This is a genomic window from Paenalcaligenes hominis, from assembly GCF_041359055.1.
In the GTDB taxonomy this organism is placed as follows: Bacteria; Pseudomonadota; Gammaproteobacteria; order Burkholderiales; family Burkholderiaceae_B; genus Paenalcaligenes; species Paenalcaligenes hominis_A.
The window spans coordinates 106,768-132,129 of the sequence record NZ_JBGJKZ010000003.1; the positions used below are offsets into that span (position 1 = coordinate 106,768).

At 45.0% G+C, this 25,362-nt stretch carries 22 protein-coding genes; 12 read left to right on the plus strand and 10 right to left on the minus strand.

Going from position 1 to position 25,362, the window contains the following annotated elements; all coding sequences use genetic code 11:
- Positions 1-97: 97 nt before the first annotated feature.
- Complete coding sequence (locus ACBP46_RS07710; RefSeq protein WP_371016164.1) at positions 98-1,807, minus strand: sulfate adenylyltransferase; 1,710 nt, start codon at positions 1,805-1,807, stop codon at positions 98-100.
- A gap of 136 nt (positions 1,808-1,943) precedes the next feature.
- Between ACBP46_RS07710 and ACBP46_RS07715 the strand changes: the two genes are divergently transcribed.
- On the plus strand, positions 1,944-5,384 hold the full coding sequence (locus ACBP46_RS07715) for a hybrid sensor histidine kinase/response regulator (RefSeq protein ID WP_371016165.1): 3,441 nt from the start codon (positions 1,944-1,946) through the stop codon (positions 5,382-5,384).
- 39 nt (positions 5,385-5,423) lie between these two features.
- On the opposite strand, the gene ACBP46_RS07720 is transcribed toward ACBP46_RS07715, so the two are convergent.
- The 3 genes from ACBP46_RS07720 to ACBP46_RS07730 form a co-directional block, all read right to left on the minus strand.
- Positions 5,424-6,086 (minus strand): response regulator, encoded by a 663-nt coding sequence (locus tag ACBP46_RS07720; protein WP_371016166.1) that lies wholly within the window; start codon positions 6,084-6,086, stop codon positions 5,424-5,426.
- 71 nt (positions 6,087-6,157) lie between these two features.
- Positions 6,158-7,819, minus strand: a complete 1,662-nt coding sequence (gene actP, locus ACBP46_RS07725) for a cation/acetate symporter ActP (RefSeq protein WP_371016167.1) — start codon at positions 7,817-7,819, stop codon at positions 6,158-6,160.
- Positions 7,816-8,130: a DUF485 domain-containing protein gene (locus ACBP46_RS07730; RefSeq protein ID WP_371016168.1), complete on the minus strand. Its 315-nt coding sequence runs from the start codon at positions 8,128-8,130 to the stop codon at positions 7,816-7,818. The genes actP and ACBP46_RS07730 overlap by 4 nt, the downstream gene beginning before the upstream one ends.
- A 349-nt stretch (positions 8,131-8,479) precedes the next feature.
- Between ACBP46_RS07730 and ACBP46_RS07735 the strand changes: the two genes are divergently transcribed.
- Entirely contained in the window at positions 8,480-8,788 is a 309-nt protein-coding gene (locus ACBP46_RS07735; RefSeq protein WP_371016169.1) for a helix-turn-helix transcriptional regulator, read from the plus strand.
- A gap of 228 nt (positions 8,789-9,016) precedes the next feature.
- Here ACBP46_RS07735 and ACBP46_RS07740 read toward each other — a convergent pair whose 3' ends face one another.
- The 3 genes from ACBP46_RS07740 to trxB are packed head-to-tail and all read right to left on the minus strand — an operon-like array spanning position 9,017 to position 11,023.
- Entirely contained in the window at positions 9,017-9,343 is a 327-nt protein-coding gene (locus ACBP46_RS07740) for a DMT family transporter (protein ID WP_371016170.1), read from the minus strand.
- An 8-nt stretch (positions 9,344-9,351) separates the two neighbouring features.
- Positions 9,352-10,077 carry a Smr/MutS family protein gene (locus ACBP46_RS07745; RefSeq protein WP_371016171.1) on the minus strand — a complete coding sequence of 242 codons (726 nt, stop codon included), beginning with the start codon at positions 10,075-10,077 and terminating at the stop codon, positions 9,352-9,354.
- Positions 10,064-11,023, minus strand: a complete 960-nt coding sequence (gene trxB / locus ACBP46_RS07750; RefSeq protein WP_371016172.1) for a thioredoxin-disulfide reductase — start codon at positions 11,021-11,023, stop codon at positions 10,064-10,066. Before trxB ends, ACBP46_RS07745 begins: the two co-directional genes overlap by 14 nt.
- 44 nt (positions 11,024-11,067) lie before the next feature.
- Here trxB and ACBP46_RS07755 point away from each other — a divergent pair, with 44 nt between their 5' ends.
- From ACBP46_RS07755 to serS, 4 genes are all read left to right on the plus strand, one after another.
- A complete protein-coding gene (locus tag ACBP46_RS07755) occupies positions 11,068-13,536 on the plus strand; it encodes a DNA translocase FtsK (protein ID WP_371016173.1) in 2,469 nt (822 codons plus the stop codon).
- Positions 13,537-13,545: 9 nt separating this feature from the next.
- Positions 13,546-14,172: an outer membrane lipoprotein chaperone LolA gene (gene lolA, locus ACBP46_RS07760; RefSeq protein ID WP_371016174.1), complete on the plus strand. Its 627-nt coding sequence runs from the start codon at positions 13,546-13,548 to the stop codon at positions 14,170-14,172.
- Positions 14,173-14,185: 13 nt separating this feature from the next.
- Complete coding sequence (locus ACBP46_RS07765) at positions 14,186-15,514, plus strand: replication-associated recombination protein A (protein WP_371016175.1); 1,329 nt, start codon at positions 14,186-14,188, stop codon at positions 15,512-15,514.
- A gap of 68 nt (positions 15,515-15,582) precedes the next feature.
- Complete coding sequence (gene serS / locus ACBP46_RS07770) at positions 15,583-16,917, plus strand: serine--tRNA ligase (protein ID WP_371016176.1); 1,335 nt, start codon at positions 15,583-15,585, stop codon at positions 16,915-16,917.
- A gap of 59 nt (positions 16,918-16,976) precedes the next feature.
- Here serS and ACBP46_RS07775 read toward each other — a convergent pair whose 3' ends face one another.
- Both ACBP46_RS07775 and ACBP46_RS07780 read right to left on the minus strand, forming a co-directional pair.
- Positions 16,977-17,342 (minus strand): hypothetical protein, encoded by a 366-nt coding sequence (locus tag ACBP46_RS07775; protein WP_371016177.1) that lies wholly within the window; start codon positions 17,340-17,342, stop codon positions 16,977-16,979.
- Between the two features lie 174 nt (positions 17,343-17,516).
- Positions 17,517-17,981 carry an acyl-CoA thioesterase gene (locus tag ACBP46_RS07780; protein WP_371016562.1) on the minus strand — a complete coding sequence of 155 codons (465 nt, stop codon included), beginning with the start codon at positions 17,979-17,981 and terminating at the stop codon, positions 17,517-17,519.
- Between the two features lie 340 nt (positions 17,982-18,321).
- Between ACBP46_RS07780 and ACBP46_RS07785 the strand changes: the two genes are divergently transcribed.
- Positions 18,322-18,642: a hypothetical protein gene (locus ACBP46_RS07785; protein WP_371016178.1), complete on the plus strand. Its 321-nt coding sequence runs from the start codon at positions 18,322-18,324 to the stop codon at positions 18,640-18,642.
- Complete coding sequence (locus ACBP46_RS07790) at positions 18,642-19,856, plus strand: PqqD family peptide modification chaperone (protein ID WP_371016179.1); 1,215 nt, start codon at positions 18,642-18,644, stop codon at positions 19,854-19,856. Before ACBP46_RS07785 ends, ACBP46_RS07790 begins: the two co-directional genes overlap by 1 nt.
- 816 nt (positions 19,857-20,672) lie before the next feature.
- Here the strand turns inward: ACBP46_RS07790 and ACBP46_RS07795 are convergent.
- Complete coding sequence (locus ACBP46_RS07795) at positions 20,673-21,353, minus strand: GntR family transcriptional regulator (RefSeq protein WP_371016180.1); 681 nt, start codon at positions 21,351-21,353, stop codon at positions 20,673-20,675.
- Between the two features lie 198 nt (positions 21,354-21,551).
- Here ACBP46_RS07795 and ACBP46_RS07800 point away from each other — a divergent pair, with 198 nt between their 5' ends.
- From ACBP46_RS07800 to ACBP46_RS07815, 4 genes are read left to right on the plus strand one after another with little or no spacing between them, the layout of a single operon-like run.
- Positions 21,552-22,319, plus strand: a complete 768-nt coding sequence (locus tag ACBP46_RS07800) for an SDR family NAD(P)-dependent oxidoreductase (RefSeq protein WP_371016181.1) — start codon at positions 21,552-21,554, stop codon at positions 22,317-22,319.
- Between the two features lie 2 nt (positions 22,320-22,321).
- Positions 22,322-22,840 carry a TRAP transporter small permease subunit gene (locus ACBP46_RS07805; RefSeq protein ID WP_371016182.1) on the plus strand — a complete coding sequence of 173 codons (519 nt, stop codon included), beginning with the start codon at positions 22,322-22,324 and terminating at the stop codon, positions 22,838-22,840.
- Positions 22,841-22,852: 12 nt separating this feature from the next.
- A complete protein-coding gene (locus ACBP46_RS07810) occupies positions 22,853-24,169 on the plus strand; it encodes a TRAP transporter large permease (RefSeq protein ID WP_371016183.1) in 1,317 nt (438 codons plus the stop codon).
- Positions 24,170-24,221: 52 nt separating this feature from the next.
- Positions 24,222-25,352, plus strand: a complete 1,131-nt coding sequence (locus ACBP46_RS07815; protein ID WP_371016184.1) for a C4-dicarboxylate TRAP transporter substrate-binding protein — start codon at positions 24,222-24,224, stop codon at positions 25,350-25,352.
- Positions 25,353-25,362 lie beyond the last annotated feature (10 nt).

Consider the following 25,362-nt stretch of genomic DNA (forward strand, 5'->3'; position numbering starts at 1 on the left):
ATCAGATAAATAAAAAAGCCCCAAAAGGCTGGACAGCAGTCCAACTTTTTGGGGCAGTTTATGTATGGGCAGGGGTTTTTATAGTAAATATAAAGCGTTATTCTTCGTCGGCACCACGATAACGTTTATAGGGTAAAACGTTCCAAGTGCGCTCGGCTAAACCATCTATGCACAAAGAAGAGGGCACTTCTTCCAGTAACTTTTTAGCAACCTGTAATTCGCGTTCGGCTTCTGTTTTGTCTTGATACATGAACTCATCAGAAGCGGTTTCAGGAGCTTGTTTGAGCTTTTCCTCTAGATCACTAATGAGACGAGCTTGTTGGGTTTTGAGATTAGCACGAGCGTCTTCAAGCCAGGTCGGTTGTAGGTTGCGATTATGATCTAAGAGGTTGGTGTACTCGTGGTAAACGCCGTCATAAATGGTGGTAGCATGATTGCGTGCGTCAGCGGTAGCCGCCTCGAGGTCTCTGACATTTAATGTAGCTGGATCTAAAGGCTGTGCACGTAAAGCACCGCCTAAGCGATTGTATTTGGTATAGAAGGGGTACATGCTTTGAATGACCTTGGCAACGGGCAGGGTTCCCATTGCGTTTTCGTCAATCCCTTTAGGTTGCACGCCTTGGATGGCTGGCAGCGCAGACTCGGGACGAACCACCTCTTTAGGTGGCAAAATACCATGGCGCAGCATCTCACGAATACCTGTACCAGAAATATTTAAACGGAAGCGTTCATCGTGTGAGCAGGTTTGCGTAGAAGCATGGGCCGCACAGCGTGTGCAATAGAACACCTCGTGAAAGAGGCGAATATCAATGTCTAGCTCTTCGGGCGTAAACTGATCAAAAATACTGTGACTAGCGTATTTATCGTAGAAATCCCCAATACCAGCGTGGTCACGACCAATTAATGCATGAGTACAACCATAGTTTTTCATGATGAGTGCATGCAATACGGTTTCGCGTGGACCGGCAAAGATATAGGTAACGCGCAATGGAGACAGGATGGAGCGATCTTTGGGGTAGTAGGTGTCTAATACATTGCGATAGGCCATCATGCGGTATTCGTGACGCACGTATTCGCGTTTTGCCATTTCCACCAAGGGCTGTAAGAATAAACCATCAACTTCTTCGAGGGCGTTGCGATGAATGTATTCATGACCACGGTGTAAAGGATTGGCACCTGTAATAAACCCAGCGACTGAGCCAAACTTACGCTCTTCATAGAAAAGACGCCATGTGTCTTTGGGCTCTTGACGTAGTTTTTCGAACGGACCCCAATCGACTCGGTTTAATAAATGTAGCGTTCCGCCTAATGAGGTGTCGCCCATGCGACGATAAATGGAATCCACACCAGGATGGTTTCGATCAGAGGTACCAAATAGGTTTTGAGCGCGATGGGCTTTATCGTAGGCAAAAATGTCTTCGATATCTAAAATAGCGACTGGCTCGTTGTCTGAGTCAGTTAAGGTGACTTGATCGCCCACCTTTAGTTTGCTGATAATTTCGGCGTTACGATCGCCGATGGGTGCAAAGCTGAGAGGTACCGGCCAAATCACACCATTGCTAAGGCGACCGTCTTGTAAGACTGAAAGATAGTCGTCCTGTTTCATAAAGCCTTTATTGGGCGATAAAACCCCTGTAGCAATCATTTCGATAGTAATGATCGCCTCTAAGTCAACACGAATAGAAGGTAAGGTTCGCGCTCGCTCGATTTCAGCAGCACGTAAATGCTCGGGCACGACCTGATTGACTAGGGTTCCACCGTGTGGTTTTTGGGGGTACTGATCAAAATTTAATTGGGTTGACTCCATATATCCTCCGAAAATTTGGTCTTGAGCGTGAAGCCTATAGGCGTTTCTAGTTATGGTGACCTGTAGTTATTAGTCTTAATATACCTATAAAATACACCCAAAGTCAGCGGGCAATACCAAAGTAGGAGATATTAAAATGTTACCCGTGTGGGTGGTATTAGCGTCTTTATTATATGCAGCTATTTTGTTTGCAATTGCGTATGTGGGTGATCGCAATCCGCTTTATACTCAACGGCCTTGGTTACGGCCTACGGTTTATAGTTTAGCCCTAGCGGTGTACTGCTCCTCATGGACGTTTTATGGGGCGGTGGGTTCGGCGGTACGTTATGGTATTGGCTACTTGCCTATTTATCTAGGCCCCATGTTGATGCTGCTGTTTGGCTGGCGCATTATCGAACGTTTGGCTTTGGTGGCACAGTCGCAAAACACCGTATCTATTGCTGACTTTATGGCTAGTCGCTATGGGCGTTCTCAGCGCTTAGCGGGTATGGTGGCCTTGGTTGCCGTGATCGCAGCCATTCCTTATCTGGCTTTACAGTACAAAGCCGTCACTCTCAGTTTAGGCATCTTAACTGGGCGCGATATACAAAATACAATTTTGGGTGATCCCGCTTTGTATGTGGCTATATTAATGGCCTTGTTTTCTATCTTGTTTGGTACACGTCAGGTCGATGCAACAGAGCACAGACCAGGGCTGATGCTAGCCGTTGCTTTTGAATCCTTAGTGAAACTGATCGCCTTAACTGCAGTAGGTGTTTTTGCTTTAGTGTGGTCTAAGCGCAATCAATTGGATGTTTATGGTGCCATGCAGCAGCTGGTCGAGCAGGCTCCATCAGTGGGTTTTGTAGGCCAAACGTTGTTGGCTTTTACTGCAATTATTTGTTTACCGCGTCAGTTTCATGTGGCTATTGTAGAGTGTGGCAAAGTGGTTGATATCCGGCGCGCGCGCTGGATGTTTGGTGCGTATTTGGCCATTGTGAGCTTGATGGTATTGCCTATTGCTGCGGTAGGGGTGCAATTATTCGGTGGCAGCGGTGCGGTGGCACCGGATACTTTTGTGTTGGCCTTGCCCCTGTCGCAAAATCAGCTAACTTTGGCATTAGCGGTTTATATTGGCGGCTTTTCTGCGGCAACAGGTATGGTCATTGTGACCAGTGTGGCCTTATCAACATTAGTCAGTAATGACTTGGTCATGCCCATTTTATTGCGTCGTGGTTGGGCTCAGCAGGCTCAGGGCGATATGTCACGCACCGTATTATGGATCCGTCGGATGGCGATCCTATTTATTTCAGCGTGGGCCTATGGGTATTATTTAAGCAGCGGCAGCGACACGGCATTATCGGCGTATGGCTTAATGGCATTTGCTGCTGTGGCTCAATTTGCACCTGGATTAATTGGCGGTTTGTATTGGCAAGGTGCAAGCCGTCGTGGTGTCGAGTCAGGGCTGGCGCTTGGTTTTGGGCTGTGGCTTTATACCTTGTTGCTGCCAACACTAACGGAATCAGGAGGTTTTGATTCAACGTGGCTGTATAACGGGCCCTGGAACATCAGCTGGCTTAGTCCTTATCAACTGTTTGGCTTAACAGGCTTAGACCCTCTATCGCATGGCACTTTTTGGTCTCTATTGTTTAATATTAGTGCCTTTTTATTTGTGTCTTTTCGCAAACGCCCTGGCTTGCGAGATAGATTGCGCGCTGAACCCTTTTTAGATCCCTATGCTGAACGCCGTGCTCTACCCTCCAAGCAGTCGTATGGGGATTTATATGTGCTTGATTTGCTTGCTTTAGCGGGGCGTATAGTGGGTGAAAAAAAAGCCACATGGGCTTTTGAAAAACAAGCGGCAAGGCTAGATCAACAGTTGGATGTGGATTTGCTGGCAGATAGTGGCTGGATCCAATTCACCGAGCTATTGCTGGCGGCAGCGGTAGGGGCCGCCTCTGCCCGTTTAGTGTTGACTAGTGCACTGCGTGGCTCTGGCATGGAGGTAACCACCATCGTAGCGATTCTAGACGAGGCTGGCCAAGAGCTACGCTTTAATCGTGATATCTTACTTGCGACCTTAGAGAATCTGGATCAGGGGGTCAGTGTAGTGGATGCCGAAATGTGCTTGGTTGCCTGGAATCAACGTTATCAACAGTTATTAGATTACCCGCCAGGCATGCTTTATGTAGGGCGTCCTGTAGCGGACTTAATTCGTTTCAATGCCCAGCGGGGTAAAATCCAACACCGTCATCCACGCGATATTGAGGAAGCAGTACGCCGCCGTATTGCATTTATGCGTGCGGGCACCTCACATGTATTTCAGCGCACTCTAAATAATAAACAGGTGATTGAGTTGCGCGGTCGCCCTTTGCCTGGTGGGGGCTATGTGACCAGTTATTCAGACGTGACAGAGTATAAACGAGTCGAGCGTGAGCTATTGGAGATTAATGAAAACCTTGAGCAACGTGTTGCTGAACGCACTCAAGAGGCCGAACGCGCCCAACAATCTCGCACCCATTTTTTGACTGCGGTCAGTCACGATGTGTTGCAACCGATTAATGCTGCACGGCTGTTTGCTTCGGCTTTACACGATAGTGTCGATACTAATGAAATGCGACGCTTGTCTGAGCGGGTAGATGCCTCTTTACGTGCAGCGGAAGAGCTTTTAGACGGTCTTTTGGATATTTCTCAGTTGGATGCGGGGGCGTTACAGCCCGAGATTACCGTTTTCAAAGCACAAGAGCTGGTCAATGACCTACTTCAACAATATGCGCCCTTAGCTAAACGCAGAAATTTAGCTTTACGCACTTATGTGCGCCCGTTTTATGTACGTAGTGATCAACGCTTATTGCGTCGTATTCTACAAAATTTTATTGCTAATGCATTACGTTATACCCGTGAGGGACGCATTATTGTTGCAGGTCGGGTCCGTAATGGCGCTATGGAGTTTCAGGTTTGGGATAGCGGTCAAGGTATTCCACCTCATCACCTACAAAATATCTACAACGAATTCCATCGGTACGACCAAAGCTACGATTGGGGAGAGCGTGGTATGGGGCTAGGCTTATCCATTTGTCAGCGTATCTCTAGTTTGTTAAATCACCCTTTGCAGGCTATATCCGAGGTGAATAAAGGCAGTATGTTTAGTATTCGGGTTCCGCTGGCTCCTACGCCATTACCCAATGCTCCCACTGCTCCAGTTATCCCAACAGTGCAAGCGGGCTTAGTATTGGATGGTTTACGGGTACTTTGTTTAGATAACGATGTAGAAATACTGATGGGCATGGAAGCATTGCTTTCACAGTGGGGGGTTGAGGTGATTACTGCTACCACCATAGACGATGCGCTGCTAAAGATGAGTTTAGAGCCACATGTTTTGCTGGTGGATTATCACTTGCATGATCGACTTGATGGCATTGAGAGCTTAGATGCATTGCGAGAACAAGCTAAACACCTTCAAGGTGCTTTGCTAACAGCAGATGGCAGTGATGAGCTTAAACAGTTAGCGCGTCAAAAAGGGTATTTGGTATTAACCAAACCGGTTAAGCCTGCTTCGTTACGAGCTTTTTTAGCGGCACAGCGCCGTGATTATTAATTACCTCTACACAGGCTTGGGTATGTGCAGCATAGATAACTAAAGATGGATTTCCTCTTGGGTTTTGTCGTGTAAGAGTAACTGATTAGCGATCAGTACAGCTTGGGTGCGATTGGTGGCCCCGAGTTTGCGCAAAATAGCGGTCATATGGGTTTTGATGGTGGCCTCGGAGACATTGAGCTCGTGGGCTATTTGTTTATTTAATTGTCCGGTACTAACCATCTGGAGCACACGAAACTGCTGTGGGGTAAGCTCGCGTAATAAATTCGCCGCTGCTTTTTCTTCGGAGCTAATAGACGGTGCGGTCAGGGCAATGGTCTCGGGTAGCCATGTATTGCCCATTAAGACATGATTCAATGCTGCGCTAAGTGTTTTAGACTCGACGGATTTGGGAATAAAACCCATTGCCCCGTGATCTAATGCACGTCGGATTAACACAGGGTCCTCGTGCGCAGAAATAACCACAATAGGAAGTTGCGGGTGCTGAGCACGTAAATGCACTAAGGCGCTGTAACCAGCAGCGCCTGGCATATTGAGGTCAAGTAACAACAAATCGGCATTGGGCCGATCTTCAACCAAAGAGTATAACGAACTAATATTTTCTGCCTCGTAAATAGCAGTAGTAGGATAGAGTTTCGCCACTAAGCCATGCAGTGCTTCTCTGAACAGAGGGTGATCATCGGCAATGAGTAATTCGTTCATAAAGTAGTAATTAGACTAAATCCACAAAGGGAGCCTTGGCTCCCTTTGTATGATGTAGTTAATACAAGAAGTTAGTGTGCGCTGGCTTGCGAAGCACCAATTCCTGTTTGACTACGTACGGTAAGAGCATCAAAGGCTGCTTTTTCACGCACTGAATCTGGTGATTTGTCTAGTTTAGAAAATAACCAAATAGCGACAAAAGCGAGTGGGATGGAAAGAATACCAGGATTCGGGAAAGGAGTGATGGGTTCGGCAAACCCAAAAACATCAACCCAAACGGTAGAACTTAACATAACCCAAACAGTAGCAGTCGTTAACCCGAGGAAACCACCAATTGTCGCACCACGAGTGGTACATCCGCGCCAAGAGATAGATAGTACCAAGACAGGGAAGTTAGAGCTGGCCGCGATGGCAAAGGCTAAACCTACCATAAAGGCAACGTTTTGGTTTTCAAACACAATACCTAATATGATAGAAAGGATCCCTAAAGCAACGGTTGAGATACGGGAAATACGCATTTGATTGTGTTCGGTGGCTTGGCCTTTTGCAATAACGTTGGCGTACAAGTCATGCGAAATGGCAGCAGCACCGGCTAGCGCTAAACCTGCTACAACTGCAACAATAGTAGCAAAAGTCACAGCAGCAAGGAAGCCAAGTAAAAGATCACCACCAACGGCATTGGCTAAATGCACAGCAACCATGTTCGTACCACCGATTAAGCTTTGAAGCATATCAAAGTTGCCCTCGGCGTCGGTGATGTAGTATTCAGGATGCTGCACCAGTAAAGCAATAGCGCCAAAACCAATAATAAAGGTTAGTAAGTAGAAATACCCAATGAAGCTACTGGCCCAAATAACCGATTTACGAGCTTCTTTGGCGTCAGCTACGGTAAAGAAGCGCATTAAAATATGAGGTAAACCAGCTGTACCAAAAGCTAGAGCAATACCTAGGGACAAGGCATTTAATGGGTTACCACTAACAGAGGAGCCGGGGGCGAGAATGCTACGGCCATCGGGATGCACGGCTACAGCCTCGGTAAGCAAGCTGTCTACATTGAAACGGAACGCAGCTAAAACGAGGAAGGTCATTAAGCTAGCGCCTAGTAGCATAAGCACTGCCTTAATAATTTGTACCCAAGTAGTGGCCGTCATGCCGCCAAAAGCGACGTAGATCATCATGAGAGAGCCAACGATAATCACGGCAAATTTGTACTCAATACCGAAGAGCAACACAATTAGCTTGCCCGCGCCTACCATTTGAGCAATTAAATATAAGGCAATAATTAAAAGAGAAGCGCTGGCAGCTAAGACTCGCATAGGGGTTTGGCGTAACCGGAAAGAAGTCACGTCAGCAAAGTTATAGCGACCTAAGTTGCGTAAGCGTTCAGCAATTAAAAACATCACCGTTGGCCAACCAAACATAAAACCAATGGCGTAAATCATGCCGTCAAAACCACTGACGTACACCATTCCCGCAATACCTAAGAAAGAGGCCGCAGATAAATAGTCACCCGCAATAGCCAAACCATTTTGAAAGCCGGTGATGCCCCCGCCAGCAGTATAGAAATCAGAAGTGGTTTGTGTACGACGTGCCGCCCACCATGTAATTACCATGGTCCCTGCAATAAAAATCAGGAACATAACAATGGCAGACATGTTATTGGGTGTCTCGGCAGCATGGGCTATTGAAGAACTTGCCGCAAATAAAGCAAAGGCAGAAATCCATGGTTTCATTCTTTTACCTCCGCTAGAACGGCATTTAATAAAGGATCAAAAACCTTATTAGAGATATAAACGTAAAGTGCGACGAGAATACTTGCACTAATCAAAACTAAAATGCCAATGAACACGCCAATGCTCATGGTGAGATTGCCCATTGGGCGACTAAATAGCTCAGGATCAAAAGCAAGGGTTAAAATAAAGCCTGCGTAGATAATGAGAGTGACCACAAAAAATGCCATACTGATGCGGGTACGTCGTGCCAGTAGCTCTTGGTATTTTGGGTTGTGGATCACCTCGGCGACGATATCGCGGGATGAACTCATGTATGTCTCCTTTTATGATGTTGTTTTCATCGATAAGGTTTTTTTACTGCTAAGGGCAATAAGGTGGCGTATGAGTACGCTCTAGCATCCCAATATACGGTGGCAAGATAAATTTCAATAGACGACTTTGGTTGTAGATTGGGGGGTAGAGACACAAGGGTAAATACTAGGAAACAGAGGTTAATTCACGATATAAGTCGTAAAAAAGCTTTTTTCTAGATAGGGATCATGTTCTAGCGCTTGCTTTTATGCTAAATAGATTACTTATAGACAAAGATTGATTAACCCTTACAGCCAACGCTCTTTGCATAAAAGGCTAACGTGGAATAAGACATTACCGAGGACAGGAATGAGTTATCAGTTTATGGATGCATATCGTTTTGGTGAGTTACTGCGGGAAAGGCGACGCCAGCTAGGGCTTAGCCAAGCTGAAGTGGCATCTCAGGTAGGGGCCAGCAGACAGTGGGTGATCGATATAGAAAAGGGTAAAGAGCGTGCGGAAATAGGTATGGCTTTTAAATTAGCTCAGGTTTTAGGGGTGCAGTTCAAAACACAAACAAAAGCGGCGCGCTCTTTAAAAACTCCGATCAATCCTCAAGCAAAGCAAGCAGAACAAACCATGCAGGATTTAGCCGCTGCTATGGATTTTTTAGACTAGGGCAATATTTCTTCCATGCAATCAAAAAATAAATGCTTATCCTAGTGCATACCCTAAGTGTCAGGCTGAATAAAGTAGGGCACAATAAGAACATGTTGGTGAGGAGACCATAGGCCCATACATAGGGCTAGCCATAAAAAAATAATGGCATCAGCAGTAACCAAAATTATAATAAACCCACAAAACCAGTCTGGAAACCAGACTGGTTTTGTCTTTTCTGGCTTTGGTTTAACTGCTGGTTTTAGAAAAAATATTTAAAATAAGTACCCCAACCACAATAAAACCCACCCCAATCATAGCAGCAGCATCTAAGCGTTGTTTAAATAAAACGAGCCCAATAATTGAAATGGCTACGATGCCAATGCCAGACCAAACTGCATAGGCCACACCCACAGGAATATCTTTTAAAGATAACGATAAAAAATAAAACGCAATCGCATAACCGCTTACCGTCACAATTGAAGGCACTAATACACTAAACCCTTCGGCTTTTTTTAGGGCTGTGGTGGCAATAATTTCGGCGAAAATAGCGATAGATAAATAAATCCAGCTCATAGAAAACCTTATGAATGACGCTTGATACGTAATAGTACTTTTACAGCGCCACTCCCTCCTTCAGCTGGGTTGCAGTCTGTAAAGGCTAATACAAAGTCTAACTGACTTAACCAGCGTCGCACCGCTAAAGGTAACACCGGGCTTTTATCTTTAGAACCATATCCAACCCCATGGACAATACGCACACAACGGTATTGTTCAATAAGACTATGTTTTAAAAAATAATTAAGGCGCAAACGGGCTTGCTCTAGGGTTGAGCCATGTAAGTCAATATGGTTGGCAATGGGCCAGCGTCCTTTTTTTAAATCGCGTAATACATCAGTACCGCAATAGGAGCTGCGGTATTCGTTGATAGGTCTATCGTAAAACTCGAGCGCAAACTCATCTGACAGGCCGTAAATGTCTAAAAGCTCATCTTCACCACTGGCATGTCGTTGGCGTTGTAAATATTGTTCGGATGGAACGGTATTTTTTTTAGGCAATACAGGCAGTTTTTGGCCTGTGTTTTTTGTCTTTAATGGGGTGGTGCCACGTACAGCTTGGTGAAAGAGGGCTTTGTCATTAGGGTCTAGCACAGCATTAAGCGTGCTTTTTGAATGGAGCCCGAAGCGCAACGTGGGTTTTTGAGTAGACTGCGCCTCAGCCACCATAGGAGGAGGCTGAGGCGGTGTTTGCAACGCTTTTTTTAAGGCTTTAAGTTCAGCCAGCGTTTTGTGGTGTTTAAAGGTTTTCACTCTCGAGCCAACGCTGAGCATCTAAAGCCGCCATACAACCAGTACCAGCGCTGGTGATAGCTTGGCGGTAAATGGTGTCTTGTACATCGCCTGCAGCAAATACACCTGGAACGGATGTCATGGTAGCCATTCCCTCTAGACCACTACGCGTAATAATATAGCCGTCTTTCATAGTTAGCTGATCTTGGAATAGCTCAGTGTTAGGGTGGTGACCAATAGCAATAAACACACCCATCACATCTAATTCTTCGGTTGTGTTGTCTTGATTATTACGTAAGCGCACACCTGTTACGCCCGAGGCATCGCCCAAGACCTCGTCAAGCTCGTAAAAGAGTTTGAGCTTGATATTGCCATTTTCTACACGCTCCATAAGTTTGTCCGTTAAGATAGCCTCTGAGCGGAAGGTATCACGACGGTGAACTAATGTTACGGTTTTGCAAATGTTTGATAGGTACAATGCCTCTTCAACCGCTGTGTTGCCGCCACCGACTACAATGACGTCCTGATTTTTGTAGAAAAAACCATCGCAGGTCGCACAACCGGAAACACCACGCCCCATGAATTCTTGCTCAGAATCTAAGCCTAAGTACATGGCAGAGGCTCCTGTGCATATAATCAGTGCATCACATGTATATGTATTTCCGCCGTCACCCTTTAAGGTATATGGACGTTGTTTTAAATCTACCGATACAATTTGATCAAAGATGAGTTCTGTTTCAAAGCGCTCGGCATGGGCCTGGAAGCGTGCCATGAGGTCTGGTCCTGTTACCCCATTTGCGTCAGCGGGCCAGTTTTCTACGTCTGTGGTGGTCATTAGTTGCCCACCGGGCTCCATACCCGTGATCAGCATGGGCTTTAAATTAGCACGAGCTGCATAGATGGCCGCTGTATATCCAGCGGGGCCGGAGCCTAAAATCAAAACTTTAGCATGTTTAACAGTAGACATTATCTATTTCCCAATAATCAATGATCAGCCAATTATAATGAGTCATGGCTAGAATACCTGCAACTACAAATCGATCAGCAAAAAACGTCCGTAATGGGCCTTCTAAATGGCAACAGCGGCTTAGCTCTTTGGCGCTTGAAGCCCGTTGGGTTGTGTTTCTATTATTAGCGACCTGGCTAGCTTTGGTCCTATTTACATGGAATAGTTCCGACCCGGCTTGGTCCCACTCGTTGGATGCAGGGGCTATTCATAACCAAGGTGGCAAGCTAGGCGCTTATGTATCCGATATTCTGTATTACCTATTTGGTTACAGCGCATGGCTTTGGATTGTATTGCTAGTGCAATACTTAGTGGTCGGCTTTTACCGAATTACTAACATTGTAATGCCAACTGGGCGCATTCAAGAACCCTTAGCCAGAGTGCCATGGGAAATCGGCATAGGATTTGTGCTTTTCTTGTTTGGCTCAATGGGGTTTGAGGCGCTCCAGTTGCGGTTTGGTTTCGATTTACCTGCGGGCGCTGGGGGGCAAATTGGACAGCTATTTGCCTCACTTTTAGTTACGTATTTAGGCATGGCTGGCGCTATAGTCATGCTGCTCGTTGCTGTTTGCGTTGGGGCCAGTTGGTTTTTTGGTTTTTCGTGGTTAAATGTGGCGGAACACGTAGGCCGTAGTTTAGAGATCATTTATTTTAAAATAGGTGCGCTCAAAGCGCGCTGGGATGATAAGCGAGTGGGGCAGCGTAAAGCCGCTGAACGTACCGAGGCTATTTCGACCAAACAAGAACTACGTCCCGAACCTAAGTCTGAGCCTGTGCTCACAGCACCTTCACCCGCAGAACGTAAAGAGCCCACTTTAGGTGGTTTGGCACACACTCAAGCTGCTGGCCTAGAGCAAGAGCCAATCACTTCTAGACCTTATAAACATCCAATCTTTGATGAGCCTGCCGTTGCCAGTCCCGAGCCAGAGGCTCCCAAAGCTGTAATACAAACACAAACGCAAGCCGTGGTGGTTAAAGCAGCACGGCCTGTAGCAGACGTTAATTTGCCTCCTCTTGATCTTTTAGACGTAGCTCAAGAGCTAGGTGAGCCTATTTCTGCGGAAACTCTCGAGTTCACATCACGCTTAATTGAGAAAAAATTAGGTGACTTTGGTGTGAATGTGACCGTAATGGAAGCCCAGTCTGGGCCTGTTATTACTCGCTATGAGATAGAGCCTGCTACCGGGGTAAAAGGCAATCAAATTGTGAATTTATCCAAGGACTTAGCCCGTTCTTTAAGTCTAGTAGACATTAGGGTGGTAGAAACGATCCCTGGCAAGAACTTAATGGGTTTAGAGCTGCCCAATCCTAAACGCCAAATGGTACGTTTAGAGGAAATTGTGGGATCTAAAAGCTTTGTGGAAAGCAAGTCTTTGCTAACGGTAGCTTTGGGTAAAGACATTGCAGGGCACGCTGTTGTGGCCGACTTGGCGCGTATGCCGCACCTATTAGTGGCTGGTACCACTGGCTCAGGTAAATCAGTGGGGATCAACGCCATGATTCTTTCTATTCTTTACAAAGCCACACCAGAAGAAGCACGACTCATTCTTATTGATCCTAAAATGCTAGAAATGAGCGTGTATGAAAACATCCCTCATTTATTGGCTCCTGTAGTGACGGATATGCGCGAAGCCGCCAATGCGTTGACATGGTGTGTGAATGAAATGGAGCGGCGCTACAAGCTAATGAGTAAAATGGGGGTGCGTAATTTGGCTGGCTTTAATAGCAAAATTAAAGAGGCCAAAGAGCGTGGTGAAAACATTCCTAACCCGTTCTCTTTGACACCGGATGCACCTGAACCTTTAGACGCGCTGCCCTTTATCGTAGTGGTTATTGATGAGTTAGCCGATTTAATGATGGTGGCTGGCAAGAAAATCGAAGAGCTTATCGCCCGCTTGGCGCAAAAAGCCCGTGCTGCCGGTATTCATTTGGTGTTGGCGACTCAACGCCCCAGTGTGGACGTCATTACTGGTTTGATTAAAGCGAATATTCCCACGCGTATTTCGTTTCAAGTTTCGTCACGTGTGGACTCCCGCACTATTTTGGATCAAATGGGGGCCGAAAGCTTGCTGGGCCAAGGCGATATGCTGTATTTGCCGCCGGGCACTTCCGTGCCTATACGTGTTCATGGCGCTTTTGTGGATGATGAAGAGGTTCATCGCGTGGTGGACTACCTCAAAGAGCAAGGCGAGCCCGATTATATAGATGGCATTTTAGATGCTGGGGGCGAAACCGGTGATGGCGTGAATGCGGTAACCGGATTCGTCGATGCCGAGTCCGACCCGTTGTATGATCAAGCGGTAGCGGTAGTTATGGAAACACAACGTGCCTCCATTTCAGGAGTACAACGTCAACTGCGAGTAGGCTATAACCGTGCGGCCCGTTTAATTGAAGAAATGGAAAAAGCCGGAATTGTTTCAGCAATGGGGCCAAATGGAAATCGCGAGATTTTGGTTCCTGTTAATAAAGACTAAAGGAATGCTATGACATGGTTGTCAAAAATTAGCGTAATGGCTCTGAGTCTTGCTGCAAGTGCGATGGTGTATGCGCAGACAGCAACGCAACAGCTTCAACAGTTTGTTCAACAGGTGCACAGTGCATCGGGACAATTTAGTCAAAGTACCATTGATGCTCAAGGTGCCTCGCGTCCTGCTCAAACAGGGGAGTTCGCGTTTAAGCGCCCAGGAAAGTTTAAATGGTCTGTATTGAAACCCTACGAACAGTTGGTGGTTTCTGATGGTAAACAGCTCTACCAGTACGATCCCGACCTTAACCAGCTAACTCAGCGTGGGGTGGATCAAGCCATTGGCACGTCACCGGCAGCTATTTTATTTGGCTCAGGGCAACTTGAAGACAGTTTTGTATTGGAAGACAGGCCCGACGAAGAAGCGGTACAGTGGTTACGGGCCACGCCCAAGTCCAAGGATGCTGGGTTTACTTATGTAGATATTGCGTTTAAAGACCAGCTACCTATTCGTCTGGTGCTATTAGATAGCTTTGACCAGCGCACAATCATTGATTTAACCCAGGTAAATACACAGGCAAATCTAGCAGACTCAACATTTGAATTCAAAGCCCCATCGGGTGTCGATGTGGTGACCTTGCCTTAACCAATACACGCTAATGGCTGACGATTTATTTACTTCTCAAACAACTCCCTATGCGCCCTTAGCAGAGCGATTACGACCTCGTCATCTTGATGAGGTCGTGGGGCAGACCGATCTGGTCGGAGAAGGTAAACCCTTGCGTGTGGCTTTTGCTTCGGGTCGTCCTCACTCAATGATCTTCTGGGGGCCTCCCGGTGTGGGCAAAACCACCTTGGCTCGCATGATGGCGCAGGGTTTTGATGCGCAGTTTATTGCTATTTCTGCCGTGTTGGGTGGTGTTAAAGACATTCGAGATGCGGTGGTAAAAGCTCAGGTTGCACAAGGCCAAGGTAGACGCACTATTTTGTTTGTCGATGAGGTGCACCGCTTTAATAAGGCCCAGCAGGACGCCTTTTTACCGTATGTGGAAAGCGGCTTGTTTACTTTTATTGGGGCAACAACGGAAAACCCCTCGTTTGAAGTGAACTCGGCCTTACTTTCTAGGGCGCGAGTCTATGTATTGCAGCCACTAACTATAGAGCAGCTTTTGCTCTTGGTTCAAAAAGCCATTGCGCGTTATGTTGAGGATGCGCAAATTAATTTGCATTTCACTGATGACGCACAGCAGCAGTTGGCGGCTTGGGCAGATGGTGACGCCCGTCGTGTTATTAATGCTGTCGAGGTAGTGGCGGAGTCGGCTCAAGCCGCAGGCGTTGACCAAGTCGATCAAGCTTATCTAGAGCAGTCACTTTCACATAATTTGCGACGCTTTGATAAAGGCGGTGATGCATTTTATGATCAGATTAGTGCCTTGCATAAATCTGTACGCGGCTCAGACCCCGATGCGGCTTTGTATTGGTTTAGTCGCATGCTAGATGGGGGCGCAGACGCCTCCTATTTGTCTCGTCGCATTGTGCGAATGGCATGGGAAGACATTGGTTTGGCTGACCCCAGAGCCATGCAAATTGTGAATGATGCAGCGGCTACGTTCGAGCGACTGGGTTCGCCCGAGGGCGAACTTGCCCTAGCACAAGCCGTGATTTATTTAGCTATAGCACCAAAAAGCAATGCGGGGTACATGGCGTATAATCAAGCGCGTCGTTTTGCTGCCGAGCACGGTAGTGCTGCGGTGCCAGTGCACTTACGTAATGCCCCCACTAAATTAATGAAGCAGCTTGGGCATGGCAAAACGTATCGCTATGCGCACGATGAGCCTCATGGTTATGCGGCAGGTGAAAATTACTTCCCTGATGGTTTAAGCCCACGTTTTTACATACCTACTGACCGAGGCTTAGAGCAAAAAATAGCAGAAAAGCTTCGTTTTTTGTCTGATCTAGACCGTCAATCCCAACGCACAAAATCCTAGTTTCGACTTAAATCTTAGTCTGAACTTCGCTACAATCTTTTTATTCTTATATTCCTTGAGCTTTTACTATGTTAGATATTAATTCGTTGCGTAGAAATTTAGATGAGGTGGTTGCGGCTTTAGCAACCCGTGGGGTGCAGTTTGATACCGAACGTTTTAATACGCTAGAGAGTCAGCGTAAAGCGATCCAAGTAGAAACAGAGTCCCTGCAAGCCCGCCGCAATACGCTATCAAAGCTCATTGGACAATTACGTGCTAAAGGCGAGGATGCGTCCCAGGAAATGGAGGAATCCAAAGCCATACCTAAAAAACTGCACGAGCTAGAAGCTCAATTGGGTGAGTTACAGGCTGAAATTCATGATTGGCTCAGTGGTTTACCTAATACGCCTCATGCCTCGGTTCCGGTTGGCGATTCCGAAGAGCAAAATGTAGAGGTGCGTCGTTGGGTGCCTGGCAACGAAGCCGCTGATGCAATACCTCAGCCGTTTGACTTTGAAGTAAAAGACCATGTTGCTATTGGCGAGGGTATTGGGCTTGATTTTGAAGCCGCGCGCAAGCTCTCTGGGGCTCGCTTTATGGTGTTGCGTGGTCAAATAGCCAAATTACATCGCGCTCTAGCGCAGTACATGCTTGATGTACAAACCGAAGAGCACGGCTATACCGAATGTTATACCCCTTACATTGTGAATAGCTCCACATTATTTGGCACCGGACAGTTACCAAAATTCAAAGACGATATGTTTTGGGTAACCAAAGGGGGACAAGACCATACTGACGAGCACGAGGGCCAAACCGAAGATTTATACTTAATTTCTACCTCGGAAATTACATTAACGGGGACGGTGCGCGATGAAATTTTACGTGCCGATGAGCTTCCTATTCGTTTAACTGCTCATACGCCGTGTTTCCGTTCTGAGGCGGGCAGTGGTGGCCGAGATACACGCGGTATTATTCGTCAGCATCAGTTTGATAAGGTCGAAATGGTGCAAATAGTGCATCCCGACCAGTCCTACGATGCGTTAGAGCAAATGGTTGGACATGCAGAAACCATTTTGCAGCGTTTAGGTTTGCCTTATCGAGTCGTGTCTTTATGTACGGGTGATATGGGCTTTTCAGCTGCAAAAACGTATGACCTCGAGGTATGGCTACCCGCGCAAAACACATGGCGTGAAATTTCCTCTATTTCTAATTGCGAAGCATTTCAAGCGCGACGTTTACAGGCCCGTTTCCGTCAAGAAAAACGGCCGGAGTACGTGCATACACTAAATGGATCTGGTCTAGCCGTAGGACGTACCTTGGTGGCTGTATTAGAAAATTTCCAACAGGCCGATGGCAGTGTTTTAGTACCAGAAGTATTACGCCCTTATTTGGGTGGTAAAGCGTACTTAACGCCCCATATTTAATTTAAGTGGTTTTTCACTAAAAAGCTGGCGTTAAGCCAGCTTTTTATTTGCTTGCCTAGTTAAAGAGTAGGGCGTCGCAGAACAGGATAGTCTTTGGGCATAGGCAGCATTAAAGGTTGTGTTTTGCTGTCTTCGTCCAAATACACGGGGTGACGTTTTGGTCTGGCAGTAAAGTTGAGAAGTTGAATAAAAAGAAATAGCCAAACAGCACAAGAAACCACCTTTGCGATAAGTCCATTTAAGCTGGCATACCCTGTTTCGGGCGAGGCTGCAATACCTAAAAGACTAGCAAGGCTAGGAAAAGCGCCAATGAGCTCAACAAATAAATTACCCGGTAGAGTAAAAGCAAGGCGTAGGTAATCCCAAATGCCTACTGAGCTGGACGCTTGGAGGTCGTAAAACCACTGTAGCGATTGAATATGCATAATAGACTCCTTAGAAGAAAGCCTGTGAACATGCACAAGAGACAAAAATTACCCTGTCTCAATTCAATATAGAAGCGTTCATTAAAGTTGGCAAGGCCTTGTTGCTTAAACGTTATCCCTAGTTTTGGCCTATCTGCTTGTGCGACAGGGGGTAAATGAGGGTTTCAGCTCTTATTAAGAGGATGCCGCATTGAGGAGTGCTTTTTGTCGTTGTTCAATTTCCTGGCGCAGCTCGCGTCGCATTTGGGCTGCTTTATAGCGCCTTTTTTCATCTTCTGTTGCGGGGATTAGTGCAGGTACAGGCACAGGCTTTTTATCCTGATCATCGACTGCTACCATGGTAAAAAAACAGCTGTTAACGTGACGTACAATACGATTTCGAATGTCTTCAGCTATAACTTTTACGCCAATCTCCATAGAGGTTTTACCCGTGTAATTAACGCTGGCTAAAAAAGTGACAAGTTCGCCCACATGGATAGGCTGCTTAAATGTCACTTGGTCCACACTCAGTGTAACTACATAACGATTAGCATAGCGACTAGCACACGCATAGGCGACTTGATCTAATAATTTCAGAATGGTTCCCCCATGCACATTGCCCGAGAAATTGGCAGTATCGGGGGTCATCAGCACACTCATAGTCAGCTGGTGTGTAGGTAAATCAATCAACGTAAACTCCTTGAGCTTAAACAAAAAAGAACGAGCTTACCATTGGTGGGTGTAGCGGAAAACATATAAGCCTGTGATGCTTTAAATAGAGCAGGTGCTTTTACTCGCTGCTCTGATGGGTTAGGCCGCAATAAACGTAATTAGTAACGCCTGCTGAAACATTTTTACAGGTATTAGCGGTACCTTATAGGCTCTTGGGCTTAGCCCTTATTATGTGTTGTGGTTAATGGGCAGTGATGGCGTTTTTGTCTGAACCCTACCGTAAAAATACCCGACGCAGTAATGACTTAGCCATAGTTAAGGTTTCAATATGTCAAAAAAGCAAAAAAGTGAACTGAATGAGAAAAAGCAGCGCCGTCGCCGTTTGCTTTCTAGTATAGGAATAGGAATGCTAGGTGCTTATGTAGCCCCCACTTTTTTCACAGTCGGCGAGGCTCAAGCACAATGGCGACGTCAGCGTAGCTACTCTCACCCCAGCTATTCACGTTATCGCCGCTCCTACTCCTACTCGTATTCGTATTCAGCACCCAGCTATCGAGCTCTGCAACGTCAGCGTAGTCGAATTCGTGACTATGCCGAAGATCCATTATTGATTATTGAGGATGCTATTACAGGCTCACGGAAACGATAGTGACAGATTCGGTTGTTGATTTATGCCTGCCAGGGATCGGGCCGTGTGTACGTATCATCCATGCTCCAGAGGTAACGGCTGCTTTTAACGCTGCATTAGCTGGCTGTTCAGTTAGCTTTACGCCTCCTCATAACGAGGCACCGCCTTTTTATATTAAAAAAGACAAAGAAGGCTTATGGCAGGGAGAGTGGACTAGCCGTGACGAGTTTTACATACCATCTGCGACCTCTGCAGTATGCAGCGTGGTGGGTGAGCTAATGGGGCGCTACTTGGCACAGCAACCAGAGATTTTGGGCTTACATTGTGCCGCAGTGGAAATAGCAGGTCGATTAATACTCTTTCCAGAGGATAGTCGGGCGGGTAAAAGCACCTTATCAGCGGCTTTTATGGCAGCTGGTTATAAAGTATTTGGTGACGATGTCTTGGGCTTAACCGCTCAGGGCGAAGGAATAGCTATGGGCGTGGCTCCACGCCTACGATTGCCTCTGCCAGCGACTTTTTCTGCTGAATTTCTTGATTATTTAAACGATTCACTGCGTCTTTCCGATGAGCGATATGGTTTTGTGCTCCCCTCAGAGTCGCGCTTAGCACAACATGCCGAGCGCGCTCCTGTAGGGGCCATTGTCTTATTAGAGCGCAGTCATGATGAGTTAGCGCAAGCGGAACCAGATCTTATTCGTCTTTCAGCAGGCGAAGGTTTGTTGCAATTACTCTGTCAAAATTTCGCCTACGAGGCTTCTGGCGAGGAGCTTATCACTTTTTTAATGCCGCTAATGCAACGCACGCCGTGTTATTTATTGCGCTATAGTGAACCGCTTGCAGCGGCGCGCTACTTGGCTGATCAATTAAAGCAACCAACTAGCATAGTGCAAGCAGCCAGCTTGCTCAGTTACCCGCCGAATGAGCAAAACGAAGTAGAACAAAATTTAACACCTGATACGGTATGGCAGCCTGTGCAGAATGTAAGTCTCTATGAGCTTGATGACGACTTATTTTTAATTCATGCCGATACCGGAGTCATCCATCGATTGAATAGTACGGCTAAAGCTGTGTGGCAGCTGCTGCAACAAGAGCCGTTGTCTGGACTAGAGATAAGTGAAGTGCTAGCAGAGTATTTTGAGATAGGCCTAGCGCGTGTACAACGCGATATATTGCCGTTGTTGGCAGCGTTGGCACAAGCCGAGCTGATTACTCAGACAAGGAATGAGCAATAGCTGTAAAGAAATAAAAATGGCGTATATTGGCACAAGATTTACAACTAAGGTTTTTATCTTTATTGAGTTATCAAAGCTCTCTAAAGAGGCAGCATGACATTTGATTAGAACGCACTGCCATTTAATATCATTGGCATCTAGCTCCTATAAGCAAATTCAAATAACAAAAAAATGAATTTGATTTTTCTTATATATTATTCTAGGTGAGTAATTGATTTTTTAACGCACTTTGATATTTATTATTCTTAAATGTTTTTTATTTTATTCAACATAATCGAACCGTTTTTTGGTAATGATGAATGGGAAAAAGTTTGAGGTTTTAATTGCATATATAAGTTAAAAAATTGGGTATTATGTTCAAAATTTTAATTAACTTATTAAATAATAAAACTTAAATAGAAAGCATTGTTTTTTCAGATGCTGTGTCTTTATTTGTATAGTTAAGTTTGCATTTTACCTCTAGTATAAAGACCGATCTCTGATAGAATTTGACTCTCAAAGAATTGATTAATAGTTTAGTATATTTCTAGAGATCTATTGTAAAATTACCGACTAAAAAAATAACTATTTAGAAGGTTGGCAATACTGAAGTTTATAAATTCATCCTTTGGTTTTTATCGTGGGTTTGTTATAGGTATTATGAGTACATAAATCACTCCTAGAGGAGTTCTTTTTGGAATGTATGTAACCCAGTGGAGTTGCCTTTCAATCACTATTGCTAAATAAGTCTTTAGTAACTCAGATGAATGAATAGAAATTAGCTATAAATTATTTTTCTATTTTTTATTTTAAGTCTCAAGGTTTTATGAGCAGTTTTTAATTAATATTTTTTTCAATAAGTTTAGCGTAATGGTTTTTCATAATAACGCTTGCATAGTACACATGCTCACTCATTAAAATATCTGCTCTATAAGGATCTTTTTCTATTACAGCCTTCACAATACGGTGATGATCCTCATGGGAATGTTGTATTATGGCATGCTCTACATCCCATAATACAAACCAATCAGAAGCATAGGGGATTTGTTGGGTTTGGTGAGTAAAACGCTTTAACCAAGGGTTATTAGCTGCCTCTATAAATATACTATGTAGTTTGGCGTTCATGGCTTGATAAGGAGCATGATCCTCAGGCAATAGTTTCATTTTGCTTAAAATCTCATCACCTTGAGCTAAACAAGTTTGTAAAGCATGCACTTGCTCATCGCTCAATCCTTTTGACGCAGCAGTACGGCAAGCTAAACCTTCTAAAACAGATCGTACTTGATATGCGGCCATCACATCTTCTAAATCAAAACTACGTACGGTATAGCCTCGCTTAGGCTGATAGTCTATTAACCCTTCATTGGCTAGCGCAGCTAAGGCAGCCCGTATAGGTGTACGCGATACACAAAGTTGTTCAGCCATAGGTATTTCTTCTATACGTTGCCCAGGTAAAAAACGCCCTCCCAAAATCCAATTACGTAGAGTATGCGTTACCTTTTCTGAAAGTGTAGTCATGGTAATCATCCTTAATGAAATAAACCCATTATGACGCATCACCTTCTCAGAAGTTAAGTTTATGTATCTAAAACACCAATACGTCGCCATCATGTATACATGATAGGGGAAAATAAGGGTTTTAGGGTAACCACTTAGTGTTTTTTTGATTTCATGTATACATAATGGAGTCTCTATTGTTATCTAGCAGAGTGGTTCATGAGCAAAAAAACACAACGGTTAGCTTTAGTGACAGGTGGCGGTGGCGGTATAGGTAAAGCAGTATGCCGTCGTTTAGCACAAAGTGGAATGCGAGTTATTGTTACTGACATAAACAAAGAATTAGCAGAACAAACCGCTTCAGATATAGGTAGTGGACACCTAGCTTATGCGATGGATGTAGCTTGTGAGCAGTCAGTACAGCAGTTATTCCAGCAAATAGAAACTGAGCAGGGGGCTTTGTCTGTATTGGTATGTGTAGCTGGTCTACTCATCTTACCCAATGGTGAAAGACCTCTCATAGAAGACACTACTTTAGATATTTGGGATCAAGGTTTCGATGTAAACAGCAAAGGGGCTTTTTTATGTAGTCGAGAGTTTTTGCGAGCACGTAAAAAGCAGCCTATAGATGGGGCTAGCGTCGTGTTTTTTAGCTCCGTAGCAGCACAGTTGGGTGGATATCGCTCTAGCGCTAGTTATATAGCAGCTAAGGCTGCTGTATTAGGCTATGCCAAGGCTTATGCACGTGAAGGGGCTGCTTATGGAATTACGGCAAATACCGTAGCGCCTGGCTTAATAGATACAGATATGTTACGAAACACAGTAAATAGCAGTGGTGCTTTGAATAGTGCGGCCAAAAGCATTCCTTTACAACGTATAGGCACCGTTGATGATGTGGCTAATGCTGTTGATTACTTGGTCTCCCCACAAGCGTCTTATCTCACAGGTAGTGTAATAGACGTAAATGGCGGTTATCGGATGCAATGATTATGAAGCGCGTCATAGATTTATTAGCTCAAATTTTAGCGGTAATAGCAGGCTTATCTTTAGTGCTTATGCTTGTGCATGTCACTTTAGATGTTGCGGGGAAATACTTATTTCATGCACCGTTACCGGGTACAGCTGAAGTAGTAGCTAGCTATTACATGATTGCGGTGGTGTTTTTACCGTTAGCTTATATAGAAGTGCATAATCGCCCCATTTTGGTAGAGCTGTTCTATGACCGCTTTGGCCCCCATTTGCAAGCGGCATGTGACGTAATAGCTTCCTTATGCTCTATTGCTTTCTACTTTTTTTTGGCTAAAGAGAGCTGGGTTATAGCAATGAAAGCAATGGAAATACGAGAAATTGTTGAAGGTACATGGAAAGTAGTGGTCTGGCCTAGCCGTTTTATTATACCGCTAGGTTTAGCTATAGCTTGTATAGCCTTACTTCTTCGATTGTGCATGCTGTTAACTGGTAAACGTGCGCAGTTGCGCTCTGAGTCCTCCTCTTCTTTTAATCAGTAGTAGGTCTAGTATATGGAATTGGATCGATCCACTATAGGGATGATAGGCGTAGCCATCACACTTTTGCTTATATTTATACGGGTACCAATAGGGGTAGCAATGGGCCTAGTAGGCTTAGGAGGTATTGCAGCTATCATGTCTTGGAGCGCAGCCGTAGGCATAGCTAAGGGGATTCCTTACGCACTTATAGGTGATTGGAATCTTTCAGCGGTACCTATGTTTTTACTTATGGGTTATATAGCTTCCTCTACTGGACTTACGAATGGTATTTTTCAAGCTGCGCGTATATTTGTAGGCCGCGTTCCTGGAGCATTAGCCTCGTCTACTGTATTAGGAAGTGCATTATTCGCGTCAGCCTCCGGGTCTAGTGTAGCTACAGCAGCTGCATTTTCTAGAATCTCTATTCCCGAGATGATGCGCTCTAAGTACGATCCAGCTTTTGCGTCAGGTAGCGTAGCTATAGCAGGCACTTTAGGTTCCTTAATTCCTCCCAGTGTGCTCTTTATTATTTATGGCATGCTAGCAGACGTGTCTATATCAGCCATGTTTATGGCTGGGGTAGTGCCGGGTATTTTATCAGCGGTTATGTTGGTTGCGTATATTACGATACGAGCCAAACTAAATCCTACTATTGCACCGCCTGATCACACGGTATATAGCCGTCAAGAAAAAATCGAGACTCTTAAAGATGTATGGCCCTTACCAGTACTTATTTTAGGTGTGTTAGGGGGGATATTCGCTGGCATATTTACCGCTACTGAAGCTGGAGCTATAGGTGCAGCCTTAGCCTTGATATTGGCTTTAGCTCGTAAGGCACTTACTCGTAAAACCTTTATTAAAGCCTTAGTAGACACCGCAGAAGGCACTGCCGCTATCTTTATTATTGTGGTTGGGGCCGCTATATTTTCTCGCTTTATGTCTTATAGCAACTTGCCGGGAGTGATGTCCGATTGGCTAGTGTCCTTTAGCGATAATCCCATGATACTGATGATTGCGATCAGCGGGATCTTTCTAGTGCTAGGCATGGTATTAGAAAGTATTTCTATTATGTTGCTAATGGTGCCGTTGTTATTACCTTTGTTAAATGTCTTGGATATTAATCTGATTTGGTTCGGATTAATTATGGTGAAACTATTAGAAATAGGTTTATGCACACCTCCGGTAGGTATGAATGTCTACGTAATTAAAAGTGCATTAGGGGACCAAATTAAACTGACAACTATTTTCCGGGGGGTATTCGGCTTTATCTTAGTAGACCTACTTACTTTGGGTCTGTTGCTAGCTTACCCACAAATCAGCCTGTGGTTACCTAACTTAATGTCAAGATAGCTCACAACATTATTTAAATAATTTAAAACTATTCATCAAAAGGAGGCAGTAGATGTATAAATCTATTTTTGCAACTACTTTGGTTGCGGGGCTAACATTAGCTGCTTGGTCTGTTCCAGCCAAGGCAGACTTGTACATGGCAACAAATTGGATGACGCCAGTACATATTCTGAATGAAAACCCTTATCAGCGTTGGGCTAAAGATGTCAAAGAAGCGACTGATGGCTCTATAGAGTTTGAGGTGCACTCTTCGGGTTCTTTAGTGCCTGCTCGCTCTACTATGCAAGGGATACGTGATAACGTCGCTGCTGTGGGGATTGTATACCCAGGTTATACCCCTTCTGAGCAGCCCCTAAATAATGTACTCAATGATTTAGTGTTTGTGGCTGATGACGATTTTGCTGCCGCCTTTGCTTTTATAGAACTCGGCATGAGCTCGCCTAGCTTACAAAATGAATGGAAACGTAATGGAGGCTTGTTTGCGGGTGGTTATGCTACACCGGTTTATAACTTTATGTGCATGAAGCCAGTGCGTAGTCTGGCCGATGCCAAAGGAATGAAAACACGTACAGCAGGTGGAGCACAAACGGACTGGATTAAGCATATTGGTGGGGTGCCAGTTTCCGTACCTATTGCAGATGTTTACTCTGGCTTAGAGCGAGGATCTTTAGATTGCACCCTGTCTGATCCTACTAACTTAGATAAAGGTAATAAATTTTGGGAAGTTGCTAAGTCAGTTACTACTTTGCCTATGGGGGTGGTTTTAGGTGCTACTTATGTATACAACATTGATTTTTGGCAAAGTCGCACATCTGAAGAGCGCAAGATTTTATTAGACACCATGGCTAAAGGGGTAGCACGCTCTCAAGTGCAGTACCACATAGGAGTACAAACTGCTCTAGAAGGTGCCAAAGAACGTAACTTAGAAATCATCACACCTGATGAGAGTTTGACTAGTGAGTTACAGGTGTTTGCCGAACAGTTTATTGCCGCTTTACCTGAGCAGTCAATAAAAGTACGTAAAGTAGAAGACCCTACTGAGCTTATTCAAGAGTATTTAGGTCTTTACGATAAGTGGAAAGAATTGGCTAAAGACGTAGATCGCACCGACGAAGAAGCTGTATATGAGTTAGTTTATCAAAACTTATACTCCAAAATTGATGAAAATACCTTTGGCATGTAAAGGATAATTC